We start from the raw sequence: 14,955 nt of genomic DNA on the forward strand, positions 1-14,955 counted from the left end.
TCTAAAAAATAAACAAAATAAAAAAACAACGCCCTTTATAAAGGGCGTTGTTTTTTTATTTTTACGCTTCAACAGATTTCTTTTTCTTAGCAGCTCTTTCGCGCTCACTCTTATCAAGAATCTTTTTACGTAGACGAATTGATTCTGGAGTTACTTCACAGAACTCGTCATCGTTTAAGTACTCTAATGATTCTTCTAAAGTCATTAGGCGTGGTTTCTTCATTGTTGAAGTTTGATCTTTCGTCGCAGAACGAATGTTAGTTTGTTGTTTCATTTTCACAACGTTAACTGTTAAGTCGTTCTCACGAGTGTGTTCTCCGACAATCATACCAGCATATACTTCTGTACCTGGTTCAACGAAGATTACACCACGGTCTTCAACTTGCATAATACCGTATTGTGATGCTTTTCCTGTTTCAAGTGAAACTAGAACACCTTGGCGACGTCCACCAACTTGTCCAGCGTGTACTGGTTGGTAGCAATCGAATGTATGGTTTAAAATACCGTAACCACGAGTTAATGTTAAGAATTCTGTTGTGTAACCAATTAAACCACGTGCTGGAACCATGAAAGTAAGACGAACTTGACCGTTTCCGTTATTCACCATATCTAACATTTCACCTTTACGTGCACCCATAGATTCCATAATAGAACCAGTGTATTCTTCAGGTACATCGATTTGTACGCGCTCTACAGGCTCACATCTTACGCCATCAACTTCTTTAATGATTACTTCTGGCTTAGATACTTGTAATTCATAACCTTCACGACGCATGTTTTCAATTAAGATAGATAAATGTAGTTCCCCACGTCCAGATACGATCCACGCATCAGGAGAATCTGTATTATCTACACGTAAACTTACATCTGTTTCTAATTGTGAACGAAGACGCTCTTCAATTTTACGAGATGTAATGTATTTACCTTCACGACCTGCAAATGGGCTGTTATTTACAAGGAACGTCATTTGTAGTGTTGGCTCATCAATACGTAATAATGGTAACGCATCTTGATGTTCAACTGGACATACTGTTTCACCTACGTTAATGTCTTCCATACCAGAAACGGCTACTAAGTCCCCTGCTTTTGCTTCTTCAATTTCTTGACGTTTTAATCCCATGTAACCGAATAATTTCGTTACGCGGAATTGCTTCACGCTTCCGTCTACTTTCATTAAAGCAACTTGTTGTCCAACCTTCATTGTACCGCGGAATACGCGACCAACTCCAATACGTCCAACGTAGTCGTTGTAATCAAGAAGTGCTACTTGGAATTGAAGTGGCTCTTCGCTGTTATCAATTGGTGCTGGAATATGTTCGATAATTGTATCGAATAATGATTTCATATTCTCTTCTTGATTTGCTGGATTTGAATCTAAGCTTGCTGTTCCGTTCATTGCTGATGCAAATACAACTGGGAACTCTAATTGATCTTCGTTTGCACCAAGCTCAATGAATAAGTCGATTACTTCATCAACTACTTCATCTGGACGAGCGAAGTCACGGTCAATTTTGTTTACAACTACGATTGGAGTTAAGTTTTGCTCAAGAGCTTTCTTTAAAACAAATCGTGTTTGTGGCATACAACCTTCATATGCATCAACAACAAGTAAAACACCATCAACCATTTTCATGATACGTTCTACTTCTCCACCGAAGTCAGCGTGACCAGGTGTATCTAAAATGTTAATTCTTTTATCTTCATAGTGAATCGCTGTATTTTTCGCTAAAATTGTAATACCGCGTTCTCTTTCTAGATCATTTGAATCCATTGCGCGTTCTTCAACGTGTTCGTTCGCACGGAAAGTCCCCGCTTGACGTAATAACTGGTCAACAAGTGTTGTTTTACCATGGTCAACGTGGGCAATAATTGCTATATTACGTAAATCTTGTCGTTTTTTCAACATGTCCAACTCCTAATGTCTTTTTAATCCTTCTCTATTATAAGAGCGAAGGGGATACAATAGCAATTAAAATAAAAGCAAGAATGAAAATATAGTTGTATTCTTACTTTTGTGAAAGTAAAATGAGATTGGAGGGTGAAGAAATGGAACACATTCAATATCGCTTTTTATTAACTGCAATTATCGGTGTTATTTTCTTAATCGGTATCGGCATTATGATTGCTGAAAATAGTCCAATCGGTATTATTATTTGCATTATCGGCACATTTGTTACAGTTGGATACGGTTTTGTAACAAAAAGAAAAATGCGCAAATCACAATAACGCTAAAAAGTAAGAAGCTTATACACAGCCTCTTACTTTTTTTGTTGCTCTCATATAAACGATAACACTTCTTCATACACTCCTGGTTTTGCAACTAACACACTGCTCTTCTCTATGATAGAAAGTGGCGCTCCAGAGAATGTCGTCACCTTACCTCCAACTTCTTCTACAATTATCTGCCCTCCGCCAAAATCCCATGGTGATAATCTCGGCGTTACATATGCATCTATTCTTCCTGTTGCAACGTATACCATCTCTAATGCTGCACAGCCATATGACCTTGTGCCCCTTGCTTTCTTAACAAGTGCCATCATACTTTCCATATTAAGCAATGGATTATCTGTAAGCCATATCGCATTTAAAGCTACAATACCTTGCTCTACAGTTCCTTTTTCCAATGGAGGAATTGATATATCATTACAAAAAGCTCCAGATCCCTTGACTGCATGATATAGCTCATCATGCACTGGATCATATATAAGTCCAATCTTTCCGATACCGTTCTCATAAATCCCAATTGAAATCGCAAAATTTCTTTTTTGATGAACAAAGTTCATCGTGCCGTCAATTGGATCAATTAACCAAACAACCCCGTCAGAAGACGTTATCTCGTCTCCATAACCCTCTTCTCCTAAAATATTATGATTCGGGAATGTTTCTTTAATTTTCCCAATTAAAAACTGTTCTATCTCTCGGTCCATATTTGTAACTAAGTCAGCTGCATTTGATTTTGTTTCTATAATAAGTGCTTTTTTCATTGATGCCATTAAATGCTCTCCTGCATCCCGAATCCACCGTTTGGCGTGTGCATCGATGTCTTTCCATACTTCTTGCATGTTTAAACACTCCGATCTATACTGTTCACAGAAAAAACGAACCCTTTATAAGGTTCGCACCAACTAATTTTTTATACATATACTATTATTACGCTTCTAAACGAATCATTTCAAGTCTTAATACTTCTAACTTTTGTACACACTCTTCTTTTTTCTGGTTATCATCTTCCATCATCGCATCATATAAAGTTGCTAATTCATAATCTAGCTCCAAACGTAGCACCGGTATTCTCTTTTCAGCATCTGTTCTCTTTAACGCATTAATCACCTGTCTCATATTATTTGCCTCCTCCCAATATTCGTCTGCCCTCGGACTAGAATTAATTCAATTTTCTGATTTTTTGTTTTATACTATACTATGTTGGATAAATCATCTATGCAACAAAATTATATTTTTTTATTTAAATTTTTTTGTGCTGTTTTTTTTATGAATAGTACAAGCTATGCTAAAATAAAAGCAAAATAGGAGTTGGAGGAACAATCATGACAATACAAACATTCAAGTCAACTGATTTTGATGTCTTTACAGTTGATGGTCTCGAAGAACGAATGAGTGCAATTAAAACGAACATTCATCCTAAGCTAGAAGCTTTAGGGGAACAATTTGCAGAATACTTATCCAAACAAACTGATGAGAACTTTTTTTATCATGTTGCAAAACACGCACGCCGCAAAGTCAATCCACCAAACGATACTTGGGTTGCTTTTTCAACAAATAAACGAGGATATAAAATGCTACCGCATTTCCAAATCGGCTTATGGGGTACTCATGCCTTCATATACTTTGGTTTAATCTATGAGTGTCCACAAAAAGTTGAGACGGCTCATGCCTTCTTAGAACATTTAAATGATTTAAAAACAAATATTCCAAATGACTTCGTTTGGTCCATTGACCATACTAAACCAAGTGTGAAATTACATAAAACACTTGAAACCGAAGACTTACAAAAGATGATTGAACGATTAGCTACTGTAAAAAAAGCAGAATTATTAGTTGGTATTCATATATCACCAGAGGAGTTTTCAGCAATGACCAACGAACAATTCCTTGCTAAGATTGAATCTACGATGCAATCACTCCTTCCTTTATATGCACTTTGTAATCGATAGTAGAAAACGGACAATTTATATTGTCCGTTTTTAGTTGTTATCACATTATATCACTTCAGTTTTTATTTTTCAAAATATTTTTTACATTTTTACAAGCTTTTGTTCTTCGACTTCTTTTGCCCTTTGAATAGCACGATATATAGAGTATCCACTTACTTCTTGAAATTCTTTATCAATTTTCTTTTCTTCTGCTTTCGATGGAACAATCTCTTTAAAACGACGATATAAACCCATTAACTCTTCTCTTATAATTCCTTTTTCATAAGCTTTCTCAATCGCTTCATAAAACTTCACCATTGTAACCATTTCCTCATTTGACCAATCATAATCTAACGGATATTGATATTCCATTTTGCACCTCATTTATCATTTCTTCTTGTTTCATTATGCTATCTTAAAGAGAATATTTTATTCTTCATTATAGCCACTCTGCATTATACACTATTTATTCATTTTAATGGAATTGTCTTCCTCTATTCATTAGTTGAGGCTAACTATTAAACATACTCACCTTAAAAAGATTTTTTTCTATACATCTATAATTATTGGTGATATAATGCTTTTGTTTTATAGAAAATAAAGTGAAGCTACCATCTCAAAAACGATTTTTTGAATGGCAGAAAAACAAGCCTTATTCTAAAAAGGGCTACACTTTTTTAGAGCAGGATTATATAAAACAAATTACACTAAATATTATGAAGAAGAAGGGGTGTATAGATTGTCCCAATACGAAACACCATTGTTTACCGCTTTAGTTGAGCACAGTAAGCGAAATCCAATTCAATTCCATATTCCTGGTCATAAAAAAGGACAGGGCATGGATCCTACATTTCGCGAATTTATTGGGCATAATGCATTAGCAATTGATTTAATTAATATTGCGCCACTCGATGATTTACATCATCCAAAAGGTATGATTAAAGAAGCACAAGATTTAGCAGCAGCCGCATTCGGTGCAGATCATACTTTCTTTTCTATTCAAGGTACAAGTGGCGCTATTATGACAATGGTGATGAGCGTTTGCGGTCCTGGTGACAAAATCCTAGTACCACGAAACGTGCATAAATCAGTAATGTCAGCTATTATTTTCTCAGGTGCAAAACCGATTTTCATGCATCCTGAAATCGATCCGAAGCTCGGTATTTCTCATGGAATCACAATTCAATCTGTCAAAAAAGCACTTGAAGAGCACTCAGATGCAAAGGGCTTACTTGTTATTAACCCAACGTACTTTGGGTTTGCTGCAGACTTAGAACAGATTGTACAATTAGCACATTCTTATGACATCCCTGTACTAGTCGACGAAGCTCATGGTGTTCATATTCATTTTCACGATGAATTACCTATGTCAGCGATGCAAGCTGGTGCGGATATGGCAGCAACAAGTGTTCACAAATTAGGAGGCTCTTTAACTCAAAGTTCTATTCTTAATGTGAAAGAAGGCTTAGTGAATGTAAAGCATGTCCAATCTATTATTAGCATGCTTACAACCACATCAACTTCTTACATCTTGTTAGCATCCCTTGATGTTGCGAGAAAACGTCTTGCTACAGAAGGAACAGCACTCATAGAACAAACAATACAATTAGCTGAGCATGTTCGTGATGCTATAAATTCTATTGAGCATCTTTACTGTCCTGGAAAAGAAATGTTAGGTACAGATGCTACCTTTAACTATGATCCTACAAAGATAATTGTATCTGTAAAAGATTTAGGTATTACCGGCCACCAAGCTGAAGTATGGCTTAGAGAGCAATATAACATTGAAGTAGAACTCTCAGATCTATACAACATACTATGTCTTATCACTTTGGGAGATACAGAAAGTGATACAAATACACTTATTGCAGCATTACAAGATTTAGCAGCAACATTTAGAAATAGGGCAGATAAAGGTGTTCAAGTACAAGTAGAGATTCCAGAAATTCCAGTGCTAGCACTTTCTCCTCGAGATGCTTTTTATTCGGAAACAGAAGTCATTCCATTTGAAAATGCAGCGGGTCGTATTATAGCTGATTTTGTTATGGTTTATCCGCCAGGGATTCCAATCTTTACTCCGGGGGAAATTATTACACAAGAAAACTTAGAGTATATTCGTAAAAACTTAGAAGCAGGTTTACCTGTACAAGGTCCTGAAGATATGACATTACAAACATTACGTGTTATTAAAGAGTACAAGCCTATCAGTTGATAGGCTTTTTTTTTCACCTTTTTTCCTTTTCTTCATACGATACTTAAGAATGTAACGTATAGGTGGGGATACTATTATGATTGTAATAGGCCGTTCTATTGTACATCCTTATATTACAAATGAATACGAGCCATTTGCAGCAGAGAAACAACAAATTTTATCAATAATGGCAGGAAATCAAGAAGTTTATTCCTTCCGAACAGCTGATGAACTCAGCTTTGATCTCAATTTACGAGTTAATATTATTATCTCTGCACTAGAGCTTTTTCAAAGTGGATTTCAGTTTCGTACATTTCAGCAATCCTTTTGCAACCCCCAGTATTGGAAAAGAACGTCTCTTGGAGGATTCGAGCTTCTTCCAAACATACCACCTTCTATTGCCATACAGGATATTTTCAAAAACGGAAAACTATATGGAACTGAATGCGCAACCGCTATGATCATTATTTTTTATAAAGCTTTACTATCATTGTATGAGGAAGAAACTTTCAATCGTCTATTTGCAAACCTTTTACTTTATACATGGGACTACGACCAAGATCTAAGGCTCATAACAAAAAACGGTGGCGATCTTGTTCCAGGTGACCTCGTTTACTTTAAAAACCCACAAGTAAATCCAGCTACGATTGAATGGCAAGGAGAAAATACAATCTATTTAGGAAATTTCTTTTTTTACGGGCATGGCGTAGGTGTAAAAACAAAAGAAGAAATTATTTATTCATTAAATGAACGACGAGTCCCTTACGCTTTTATTTCAGCTTTCTTGACCGATACTATTACCCGTATCGATAGTCGTATAATGAGCCAATACGCTTCTTCTAGTACACCACAGACCTCCATAAGCTTTATTCCGATTAGGGATGATGCAATCGTTGCAACAGTTGGTCATACAACTACAATTTATTAAAAAAGCGCCTACACATGTAGGCGCTTTTTCTTATTATTAAGCTTTTGTATGTTCTTTATGGTCACATTCGCAATGAGATCCACATTTCCCGTATAGTACTGTTGATTTTTCATCTTCAAAATGTCCAATTGTTCCTTCACACACTTGGCATACGATTGTTCCCATTTTCATTTCCCCCTGAGTTTCAATAGTAATCTATTTATTTATCATTAAGCTTTCGCATTATCTTTTCTAGCACAGTCACAATTTGTTCCGCATTTTCCGTAAAGTACCGTCGTTTTCTCATCTTCAAAATGTCCGATTGTTCCTTCACATACTTGGCATACGATTGTTCCCATTTTTCATTTCCCCCTAAGTTTATGGTCCTAAAAACTTTTAGCTGTCCATTTCCTATCAATTATTGGGCTTTTGTATGCTCTGTGTGATCACATCCGCAAGATCCACATTTCCCGTAAAGTACCGTTACTTTCTCATCTTCGAAGTGTGCAATTGTACCTTCACAATCTTGACATACGATTGTTCCCATTTTTCATTTCCCCCTAAGTTTATAATCCCAAAAACTTTTTTGTAACCGCTTAACTTTCTGTCTTTATTTTAATATGTTATACTTTTTACGTCAATAGGTTTTTAGTATAACACATTAAATATTTTCAATTTAAATTAGTATGCGATATTCAAATAAAAAACAGCCATATTTATAAGTACGACTGTTTCACATTAATTATTCTTCATATTCCGCATGTAAAGAAGTTGACGGAACTAGAAATTTGAAAAACTGAGCTAACTCCTTTGCTTCCTCTTCTGATCCTAATTTAAAAATCTCCTGTATATATTGAACATTCTCTACATCATCTCGTCCGAGTAAAGTAGACCTTCCTGTTTGCATACAAACAATGAGCGGCTTTCCAAAAAACATATTTGTATACATAACACCAAAATCATAACGTGTATCATGTGTCATAAACCCTAAAAATCGTACCTTCACACTTTCATGCTCATCATACAATTTTTCAAACATTGGTTTCCACCTTTCTACATCACGTTTCATTAATAGTATATTAAACAAAACATGTAATACTCCTTTTAATTGTCAAAAAATTCAGTAGGATGTAGAATGATAGTATTCTACTAAGTTAGGGGGAACTTATATGCAACACGCCTTTATTACGCTTGTACCGAAATCCAACCAACAATCAGTTTCAATAGATGATATAAAACAACTTTTTCATTATTATAAAACAGTTACTTCTAAAACTGGTGCCCAAATTAATTACACGTATACAAATACCGCTTTTCCTTATGAAATTTTAGATACATCTACAACAACATTAAAACTTCAATCCAATCACGACCGGTATGACTCAATTTATATTGGTGTTGGTATAGAAAATGAACAATCTTTCATCCAAGTTTCTTTACCACCTAATGCAACATTTGGTGACAAAGGGAAAGCAAATGAATTTTGCCGTTTTTTAGCGAAGAAATTAGAAGGAGAGTTACAATTATTTAATGGAAGAACAATGTATTTTTATAAACGCTAATTTAAAAAATAGATAATATGATTAAAAATAATATACAATTCGAACATGTAAGAAATAAAGCTTGCTTTCTTACGTGCAATACAAAATATGCTATTACATAGGCTAAATATAGAAATACGAAAAAAAGAATAACTTTATAATGAAACTTATCACCATTCGATAATGTTAATACAGTGGAAAAGCCACTCCATAGTAGTAAATGATAAAATATAACATGTAATATTTTCATGGAACCTTCTCCTTTGACATGCTCTATTTTATTAATATATGGGGGTACGTTTGAATCAATTACATATTATAGGATGATATATATTACCTTTGAAGTAAGTTAAGCCGGAATCATTTGTTAAAGTATTATATATTCATTCGACAAGTACGTTTAAAGACCTTGCAAGTCATTTGATGAAAATAAAAATAGCCCCTCTCTTACAATAAGAGAAGGGCTATTTACATTACTTAAATTATTTTACAATGTGAATTGGCATTCCAAGAGCAACTTCAGCTGCTTCCATTGTGATTTCACCTAATGTTGGGTGAGCATGGATTGTTTGAGCGATATCTTCAGCTGTCATTCCAGCTTCGATAGCTAAACCAATCTCAGAGATAATATCAGAAGCACCTGCACCTGCAACTTGAGCACCTACAAGAAGACCATCTTCTTTACGTGTTACAAGTTGTAAGAAACCGTCAGTGCTGTTTAATGATAATGCACGACCGTTAGCAGCGAATGGGAACTTAGATACAGTTACAGTCATTCCAGCTTCTTCAGCTTGTTTTTTAGTGTAACCAACAGATGCTAATTCTGGATCAGTGAAGCATACTGCAGGAATTCCGATGTAATCGATAGCTGATGCATGGCCACTAATTGCTTCTACAGCTACTTTACCTTCGTAAGAAGCTTTGTGAGCTAATGGTGGTCCAGGAACGATATCACCGATTGCATAGATGTTTGGTACATTTGTACGACATTGCTCATCGATTTCGATGATGCCGCGGTCAGTCATTTTAACTCCAACCTGCTCAAGACCGATTTCTTGAGTGTTTGGACGACGACCTACAGTTACTAATACGTAATCTGCTTCTACAGTTTGGATTTCACCTTTAACTTCAAAGCTAACTTTTACGCCAGTTTCTGTTTCTTCAACGCCTTTAGCCATAGCTTTTGTATGGATATTTACGTTACCTTTTTTCTGTAGAGCACGTTTAACAACAGAGCTCATAGCTTTTTCGAAACCAGCTAAGATTTCGTCGCCAGCTTCTACTACAGTAACTTCTGTACCGAAGTTAGCATATGCAGTACCTAATTCCATACCGATGTAACCGCCGCCGATTACAACAAGTTTTTTAGGAATTTCAGGTAAGCTTAAAGCACCTGTAGAGTTGATAACACGTTTAGAGTATTTGAATCCTGGAATTTCGATTGGTGTAGAACCAGTTGCAAGAACAGCATTTTTAAACGTATAAGTTTGAGCTGCATCTTCAGTCATAACGCGTAATGTATTAGCATCTACGAAGTAAGCTTCACCGCGAATGATTTCAACTTTGTTACCTTTAAGAAGGCCTTCAACACCGCCAGTTAATTTCTTAACTACGCCGTTTTTCCATTCTTGAACTTTTGTAAAGTCAACTTTTACGTTTTCTGCAGTAATACCCATGTCATCAGAATGCATTGCATTCTCATAACGATGACCTGCATTGATTAACGCTTTTGAAGGAATACATCCAACGTTTAAGCATACGCCACCAAGGTTAGCTTTTTCAATGATTGCTACCTTTTGACCTAATTGTGCTGCACGAATTGCCGCAACGTATCCACCAGGACCTGCACCAACAACGACTGTATCTAATTCAATTGGGAAATCTCCTACTACCATTGTTATTACGCCTCCATTACTAATAATTGTGGGTCATTCAATAGACGTTTAATTTGGTTTAACGCTTTTTGAGCAGTTGCACCGTCAATTAAACGATGGTCAAAGCTTAGAGATAATGCTAATACTGGAGCTGCAACGATCTCACCGTTTTTCACAACTGGTTTTTCAGCGATACGGCCGATACCAAGGATTGCTACTTCTGGGTGGTTGATAACTGGAGTGAACCATTGTCCACCTGCAGAACCAATGTTTGTAATTGTGCAAGAAGCACCTTTCATTTCAGCTGGAGCTAGACGACCTTCACGTGCTTTACCAGCAAGATCATTGATCTCGTTAGAGATTGTGAAGATAGACTTACGATCTGTATCTTTAACAACTGGTACTAATAGACCTTTGTCTGTATCAGCTGCGATACCGATATTGAAGTAATGTTTATGAACTACTTCTTGAGATGCATCGTCTAAAGAAGTGTTTAACATTGGGTATTCACGTAATGCAGATGTTAAAGCTTTAACAACGTACGGAAGGTAAGTTAATTTAATACCTTTGTCAGCTGCTACTGCTTTGAACTTCTTACGGTGAGCAACAAGTTCTGTTACATCTACTTCGTCCATTAATGTTACGTGAGGAGCTGTGTGTTTAGAGTTAACCATTGCTTTCGCAATCGCTTTACGGATACCACTCATTTTCTCACGAGTTTCTGGATATTCACCAGCTGGGATTGGTTGTGCTTTTGGTGCTTCTTCTTTCGCTGCTGCTGGAGTAGCTTCTACTGCTGCTGGAGCCTCAGTTGCTGCTACAGTTTGTCCACCATTTGCAAATGCATCGATGTCAGCTTTTACGATACGGCCATTCTTACCAGTACCAGCTACTTTATGAATGTCTACACCTTTTTCACGAGCGTATTTACGAACAGATGGCATAGCGATTACGCGCTCATTTACTACTTCTGCAGTTGCTGCTGGAGTAGCTTCCGCTGCTGGAGCTTCTACTGCTGCTTCTTCAGCTTTTGGAGCTTCATCATGATCGTCACCTTTAAATTTAAGGTTTTCGTATCCAGGAGCATCAAATTTAATTAATGTATCTCCTACGATTGCAACTGTTCCTTCTTCTACAAGTACTTCAAGTACTTTACCTTTAACAGGAGAAGGGATTTCTACTACTGCTTTATCATTTTGTACTTCAAGAAGTACATCGTCTTCGTTTACTTCATCGCCTGGTTTAATAAACCATTTTACGATTTCACCTTCGTGGATACCTTCACCGATATCTGGTAGTTTAAATTCAAATGCCACGGAATTCAGCCCCCTGATTCATTTCATTATTATGGAATATGTACAAAAGAAACCAGCATGTGCTGATTTCTTTTGCACATGAAAAGCTAAAAATTAGAAGTTCATTACTTTGTTTACAGCTTCAACAATATCTTTGTGGTTTGGTAACCATACGCTCTCTGCTTGAGAGAATGGGAATACTGTATCAGCAGCTGCAACACGTACAACTGGAGCTTCTAAGTTTAAGATTGCACGGTCGTTAATTTCCGCTACAACGTTAGCTGCAATACCAGCTTGTTTTTGAGCTTCTTGAACTACAACTACGCGACCTGTTTTTTCAACAGAAGCGATGATTGTTTCGATATCTAATGGTTGAACTGTACGTAAGTCAACAACCTCTAAAGAGATACCTTCTTTTTCAAGTTCTTCAGCAGCTTTTAATGCAGCGTGAACCATAGCACCGTAAGCGATAACAGATACATCTGTACCTTCACGTTTGATATCAGCTTTACCTAAATCAATTGTGTAATCACCTTCTGGTACCTCTTGACGGAATGAACGGTACAATTTCATATGCTCTAAGTAGATAACTGGATCGTTGTCACGAATCGCAGAGATTAAAAGACCTTTAGCATCGTATGGAGTAGATGGAATAACAACTTTTAGACCAGGTTGTTGAGCCACTAATCCTTCTAAGCTATCAGCATGAAGTTCAGGAGTATGAACACCACCACCGAATGGAGAACGAACTGTTACTGGAGCAGTCCAACGTCCACCAGAACGGTAACGCATACGAGCTAATTGACCAGAAATTGAATCCATTACTTCATAAACGAAACCGAAGAATTGGATTTCTGGAACTGGACGGAATCCTTCAAGTGCAAGACCAACTGCAAGTCCACCAATACCAGACTCTGCAAGTGGAGTATCCATTACACGATCTTCACCAAATTCAGCTTGTAAACCTTCAGTAGCACGGAATACACCGCCGTTTACACCAACGTCTTCACCAAATACAAGTACGTTAGGGTCATTTTTCATTTCAACGCGTAAAGCATCAGTGATTGCTTGAATCATTGTCATTTGAGCCATGGCTTACTTCGACTCCTTTTCTTTGTAGATTTCATATTGTTCAGCTAAGTTGTAAGGCATTTTTTCGTACATGATTTCCATTAAATCAGTTACTTTTTGTTTTGGAGCTTGGTCAGCCTTAGCAATTGCTTGTTTGATATCTTCTTTTGCTTCTTCGATTACTGTCTCTTCAACTTCTTGAGACCATAGGCCTTTAGCTTCTAAGAACTTACGGAAGCGTACGATTGGGTCTTTTTGTTCCCATTCGTTTTCGATATCTTTTGTACGGTAACGAGTTGGGTCATCACCAGCCATTGTATGTGGACCGTAACGGAATGTTAAAGTCTCGATTAAAGTAGGGCCTTCGCCATTTACTGCGCGCTCACGAGCGAAAGCAGTTGCTGCGTATACAGCTAATGGATCCATACCGTCTACTTGAATTCCGTAAATACCTGCTGCTACTGCTTTTTGTGCTACAGTTTTAGCTGCAGATTGCTTTTCTACTGGAGTAGAGATTGCATAACGGTTGTTTTGAACAACGAAGATTGCTGGAGCTTTGAATGCACCTGCAAAGTTCATACCTTCGTAGAAGTCACCTTGTGAAGCACCACCGTCACCAGTGTAAGTAATTGCAACAGATTTTTTACCACGTAGTTTCATACCTAACGCAACACCAGCAGTTTGGATGATTTGCGCACCGATAATGATCTGTGGAGCTAATGCATTTACATTCTCAGGCATTTGGTTACCCATGAAGTGTCCACGAGAGAATAAGAATGCTTGGTATAATGGTAATCCGTGCCATACTAATTGTGGTACATCACGGTATCCTGGTAAGATGAAGTCTTCTGCTTCAAGTGCGAAATGACTTGCTAATTGAGAAGCTTCTTGTCCAGCTGTAGGTGCGTAGAAACCTAAACGTCCTTGACGGTTTAAAGAAATAGAACGTTGATCTAATACGCGAGTATACACCATACGACGCATTAATTCTTTTAATTGATCATCAGATAATTCAGGCATAGCTGCTTCATTCACAACTTCACCGTTTTCATTTAAAATTTGTAATGTTTCAAATTGAGCTGCGATAGCTTTCATTTGCTCATCAACATTAAATAGGGTCTTTTTTGTTTTAGTACCCATTCCGTTCACCTCTTCCTCTCTTGAACCATATTCTGAAACGCTTTCACTGGCTATTTTCCAGTTTAAAAAGCGCAACGATGTAAACCAACATGTTTGTATGTCGGTTGAGAATAATTTTGTGTACCTAACAATCTGTACTAATGTTTTTTCAGAAACATATTAATACAATCTTGATCACGTTTTTTAGTTTACAACTATTCTAATTACGATGTCAATTACTTTGAATACGTTTTTTTATAAATAATATGCAGGTTTCTACTACACAAACGTGTTTTTATTTTTTACATCTGTATTAGTAAGCATTGACCTACTGTTATATTATTCCCTTTTTCACTTATTTTTTCTCTTAGAATAATATGTAAACGATTTAATTCTCTTTAGTTTTTCTCTCTTCGTAACAAAAATATACAAACTACTCTTCCTTTTTTAGGTAAATACCTATACATTTCTACCCTCTCTTCCATACATTATAGTAACCGCAGTATTAGCGGGAAATGATAAAGGAGGTCATCTCATGTACGGATACTCATATTGCTATCCAACTTGTTCATATCCTTCCTACGGTTATGGCGGTTCTTGTGGCGGGTCTGGACGCGGCTTCGCCTTAATCGTTGTGTTGTTTATTCTTTTAATTATCGTTGGTGCTGCTTGCATTCGCTAATTGTAAAACGAAACAACTATGGAAAGAAAAAGACGGCTTTGCCGTCTTTTTCTGCAGAGTGTTGGGAAACCCTTTAGGGTTCCCAACACTCTGGAATCTTTTTTGATTTTAGCGAATAAAAACA

Annotated in this window: 19 protein-coding genes; 6 read left to right on the forward strand and 13 right to left on the reverse strand. The window is 36.7% G+C overall.

Annotation, left to right across the window (positions count from 1 at the left end):
• Positions 1-61: 61 nt before the first annotated feature.
• Positions 62-1,906, reverse strand: coding sequence for a translational GTPase TypA (gene typA / locus AC3WVZ_RS18330; protein ID WP_000914762.1), 1,845 nt, complete (start codon positions 1,904-1,906; stop codon positions 62-64).
• Positions 1,907-2,046: 140 nt separating this feature from the next.
• Between typA and AC3WVZ_RS18335 the strand changes: the two genes are divergently transcribed.
• Entirely contained in the window at positions 2,047-2,226 is a 180-nt protein-coding gene (locus AC3WVZ_RS18335) for a DUF5325 family protein (protein WP_000400127.1), read from the forward strand.
• 50 nt (positions 2,227-2,276) lie between these two features.
• On the opposite strand, the gene AC3WVZ_RS18340 is transcribed toward AC3WVZ_RS18335, so the two are convergent.
• Positions 2,277-3,062, reverse strand: a complete 786-nt coding sequence (locus AC3WVZ_RS18340) for an inositol monophosphatase family protein (RefSeq protein WP_001158701.1) — start codon at positions 3,060-3,062, stop codon at positions 2,277-2,279.
• Between the two features lie 88 nt (positions 3,063-3,150).
• Entirely contained in the window at positions 3,151-3,339 is a 189-nt protein-coding gene (locus AC3WVZ_RS18345) for a YkzI domain-containing protein (protein WP_001250165.1), read from the reverse strand.
• Positions 3,340-3,545: 206 nt separating this feature from the next.
• Here AC3WVZ_RS18345 and AC3WVZ_RS18350 point away from each other — a divergent pair, with 206 nt between their 5' ends.
• Complete coding sequence (locus AC3WVZ_RS18350) at positions 3,546-4,172, forward strand: YktB family protein (protein ID WP_000155317.1); 627 nt, start codon at positions 3,546-3,548, stop codon at positions 4,170-4,172.
• An 81-nt stretch (positions 4,173-4,253) separates the two neighbouring features.
• Here AC3WVZ_RS18350 and AC3WVZ_RS18355 read toward each other — a convergent pair whose 3' ends face one another.
• Positions 4,254-4,523 carry a UPF0223 family protein gene (locus tag AC3WVZ_RS18355; protein ID WP_000456562.1) on the reverse strand — a complete coding sequence of 90 codons (270 nt, stop codon included), beginning with the start codon at positions 4,521-4,523 and terminating at the stop codon, positions 4,254-4,256.
• A 367-nt stretch (positions 4,524-4,890) separates the two neighbouring features.
• Between AC3WVZ_RS18355 and speA the strand changes: the two genes are divergently transcribed.
• On the forward strand, positions 4,891-6,363 hold the full coding sequence (gene speA, locus AC3WVZ_RS18360) for an arginine decarboxylase (RefSeq protein ID WP_000084899.1): 1,473 nt from the start codon (positions 4,891-4,893) through the stop codon (positions 6,361-6,363).
• Between the two features lie 76 nt (positions 6,364-6,439).
• Complete coding sequence (locus AC3WVZ_RS18365) at positions 6,440-7,270, forward strand: protein-glutamine gamma-glutamyltransferase (protein ID WP_000635337.1); 831 nt, start codon at positions 6,440-6,442, stop codon at positions 7,268-7,270.
• 36 nt (positions 7,271-7,306) lie between these two features.
• Here AC3WVZ_RS18365 and AC3WVZ_RS18370 read toward each other — a convergent pair whose 3' ends face one another.
• The 4 genes from AC3WVZ_RS18370 to AC3WVZ_RS18385 form a co-directional block, all read right to left on the reverse strand.
• Complete coding sequence (locus AC3WVZ_RS18370) at positions 7,307-7,435, reverse strand: GapA-binding peptide SR1P (protein ID WP_000536796.1); 129 nt, start codon at positions 7,433-7,435, stop codon at positions 7,307-7,309.
• A 44-nt stretch (positions 7,436-7,479) separates the two neighbouring features.
• Complete coding sequence (locus AC3WVZ_RS18375; RefSeq protein WP_000536803.1) at positions 7,480-7,608, reverse strand: GapA-binding peptide SR1P; 129 nt, start codon at positions 7,606-7,608, stop codon at positions 7,480-7,482.
• A gap of 59 nt (positions 7,609-7,667) precedes the next feature.
• Positions 7,668-7,796, reverse strand: coding sequence for a GapA-binding peptide SR1P (locus tag AC3WVZ_RS18380; protein ID WP_000536778.1), 129 nt, complete (start codon positions 7,794-7,796; stop codon positions 7,668-7,670).
• Positions 7,797-7,991: 195 nt separating this feature from the next.
• Entirely contained in the window at positions 7,992-8,288 is a 297-nt protein-coding gene (locus tag AC3WVZ_RS18385) for a DUF3055 domain-containing protein (RefSeq protein WP_233936589.1), read from the reverse strand.
• 130 nt (positions 8,289-8,418) lie between these two features.
• Between AC3WVZ_RS18385 and AC3WVZ_RS18390 the strand changes: the two genes are divergently transcribed.
• Positions 8,419-8,811, forward strand: a complete 393-nt coding sequence (locus tag AC3WVZ_RS18390) for a DUF1885 family protein (protein ID WP_001163299.1) — start codon at positions 8,419-8,421, stop codon at positions 8,809-8,811.
• Between the two features lies 1 nt (position 8,812).
• Here AC3WVZ_RS18390 and AC3WVZ_RS18395 read toward each other — a convergent pair whose 3' ends face one another.
• From AC3WVZ_RS18395 to pdhA, 5 genes are all read right to left on the reverse strand, one after another.
• Complete coding sequence (locus tag AC3WVZ_RS18395; RefSeq protein WP_000697469.1) at positions 8,813-9,040, reverse strand: hypothetical protein; 228 nt, start codon at positions 9,038-9,040, stop codon at positions 8,813-8,815.
• Positions 9,041-9,272: 232 nt separating this feature from the next.
• The gene (lpdA, locus tag AC3WVZ_RS18400; RefSeq protein ID WP_000260104.1) at positions 9,273-10,685 is read right to left on the reverse strand and encodes a dihydrolipoyl dehydrogenase; all 1,413 of its coding nucleotides are present in this window, start codon (positions 10,683-10,685) and stop codon (positions 9,273-9,275) included.
• Positions 10,686-10,690: 5 nt separating this feature from the next.
• Complete coding sequence (pdhC, locus tag AC3WVZ_RS18405) at positions 10,691-11,980, reverse strand: pyruvate dehydrogenase complex dihydrolipoyllysine-residue acetyltransferase (protein ID WP_000863419.1); 1,290 nt, start codon at positions 11,978-11,980, stop codon at positions 10,691-10,693.
• A gap of 93 nt (positions 11,981-12,073) precedes the next feature.
• Positions 12,074-13,051, reverse strand: a complete 978-nt coding sequence (pdhB, locus tag AC3WVZ_RS18410; RefSeq protein ID WP_000068168.1) for a pyruvate dehydrogenase complex E1 component subunit beta — start codon at positions 13,049-13,051, stop codon at positions 12,074-12,076.
• Between the two features lie 3 nt (positions 13,052-13,054).
• Positions 13,055-14,170: a pyruvate dehydrogenase E1 component subunit alpha gene (pdhA, locus tag AC3WVZ_RS18415; RefSeq protein ID WP_000536895.1), complete on the reverse strand. Its 1,116-nt coding sequence runs from the start codon at positions 14,168-14,170 to the stop codon at positions 13,055-13,057.
• Positions 14,171-14,684: 514 nt separating this feature from the next.
• On the opposite strand from pdhA, the gene AC3WVZ_RS18420 reads away from it, so the two are divergent.
• The gene (locus AC3WVZ_RS18420) at positions 14,685-14,831 is read left to right on the forward strand and encodes a YjcZ family sporulation protein (protein ID WP_000274562.1); all 147 of its coding nucleotides are present in this window, start codon (positions 14,685-14,687) and stop codon (positions 14,829-14,831) included.
• Positions 14,832-14,955 lie beyond the last annotated feature (124 nt).

The organism is Bacillus sp. CPT56D-587-MTF (genome assembly GCF_058792335.1).

What these genes read in the sequence shown, in the direction of transcription:
- AC3WVZ_RS18350 (WP_000155317.1), top strand. Translation starts at nt 3,546, where the DNA reads ATGACAATACAAACATTCAAGTCAACTGATTTTGATGTCTTTACAGTT.
- AC3WVZ_RS18380 (WP_000536778.1), bottom strand. Translation starts at nt 7,796, where the DNA reads ATGGGAACAATCGTATGTCAAGATTGTGAAGGTACAATTGCACACTTC.
- AC3WVZ_RS18420 (WP_000274562.1), top strand. Translation starts at nt 14,685, where the DNA reads ATGTACGGATACTCATATTGCTATCCAACTTGTTCATATCCTTCCTAC.
- lpdA (WP_000260104.1), bottom strand. Translation starts at nt 10,685, where the DNA reads ATGGTAGTAGGAGATTTCCCAATTGAATTAGATACAGTCGTTGTTGGT.
- AC3WVZ_RS18365 (WP_000635337.1), top strand. Translation starts at nt 6,440, where the DNA reads ATGATTGTAATAGGCCGTTCTATTGTACATCCTTATATTACAAATGAA.
- AC3WVZ_RS18375 (WP_000536803.1), bottom strand. Translation starts at nt 7,608, where the DNA reads ATGGGAACAATCGTATGCCAAGTATGTGAAGGAACAATCGGACATTTT.
- AC3WVZ_RS18355 (WP_000456562.1), bottom strand. Translation starts at nt 4,523, where the DNA reads ATGGAATATCAATATCCGTTAGATTATGATTGGTCAAATGAGGAAATG.
- pdhB (WP_000068168.1), bottom strand. Translation starts at nt 13,051, where the DNA reads ATGGCTCAAATGACAATGATTCAAGCAATCACTGATGCTTTACGCGTT.
- AC3WVZ_RS18385 (WP_233936589.1), bottom strand. Translation starts at nt 8,288, where the DNA reads ATGTTTGAAAAATTGTATGATGAGCATGAAAGTGTGAAGGTACGATTT.
- AC3WVZ_RS18340 (WP_001158701.1), bottom strand. Translation starts at nt 3,062, where the DNA reads ATGCAAGAAGTATGGAAAGACATCGATGCACACGCCAAACGGTGGATT.
- AC3WVZ_RS18395 (WP_000697469.1), bottom strand. Translation starts at nt 9,040, where the DNA reads ATGAAAATATTACATGTTATATTTTATCATTTACTACTATGGAGTGGC.
- AC3WVZ_RS18390 (WP_001163299.1), top strand. Translation starts at nt 8,419, where the DNA reads ATGCAACACGCCTTTATTACGCTTGTACCGAAATCCAACCAACAATCA.
- AC3WVZ_RS18345 (WP_001250165.1), bottom strand. Translation starts at nt 3,339, where the DNA reads ATGAGACAGGTGATTAATGCGTTAAAGAGAACAGATGCTGAAAAGAGA.
- pdhA (WP_000536895.1), bottom strand. Translation starts at nt 14,170, where the DNA reads ATGGGTACTAAAACAAAAAAGACCCTATTTAATGTTGATGAGCAAATG.
- typA (WP_000914762.1), bottom strand. Translation starts at nt 1,906, where the DNA reads ATGTTGAAAAAACGACAAGATTTACGTAATATAGCAATTATTGCCCAC.
- AC3WVZ_RS18335 (WP_000400127.1), top strand. Translation starts at nt 2,047, where the DNA reads ATGGAACACATTCAATATCGCTTTTTATTAACTGCAATTATCGGTGTT.
- AC3WVZ_RS18370 (WP_000536796.1), bottom strand. Translation starts at nt 7,435, where the DNA reads ATGGGAACAATCGTATGCCAAGTGTGTGAAGGAACAATTGGACATTTT.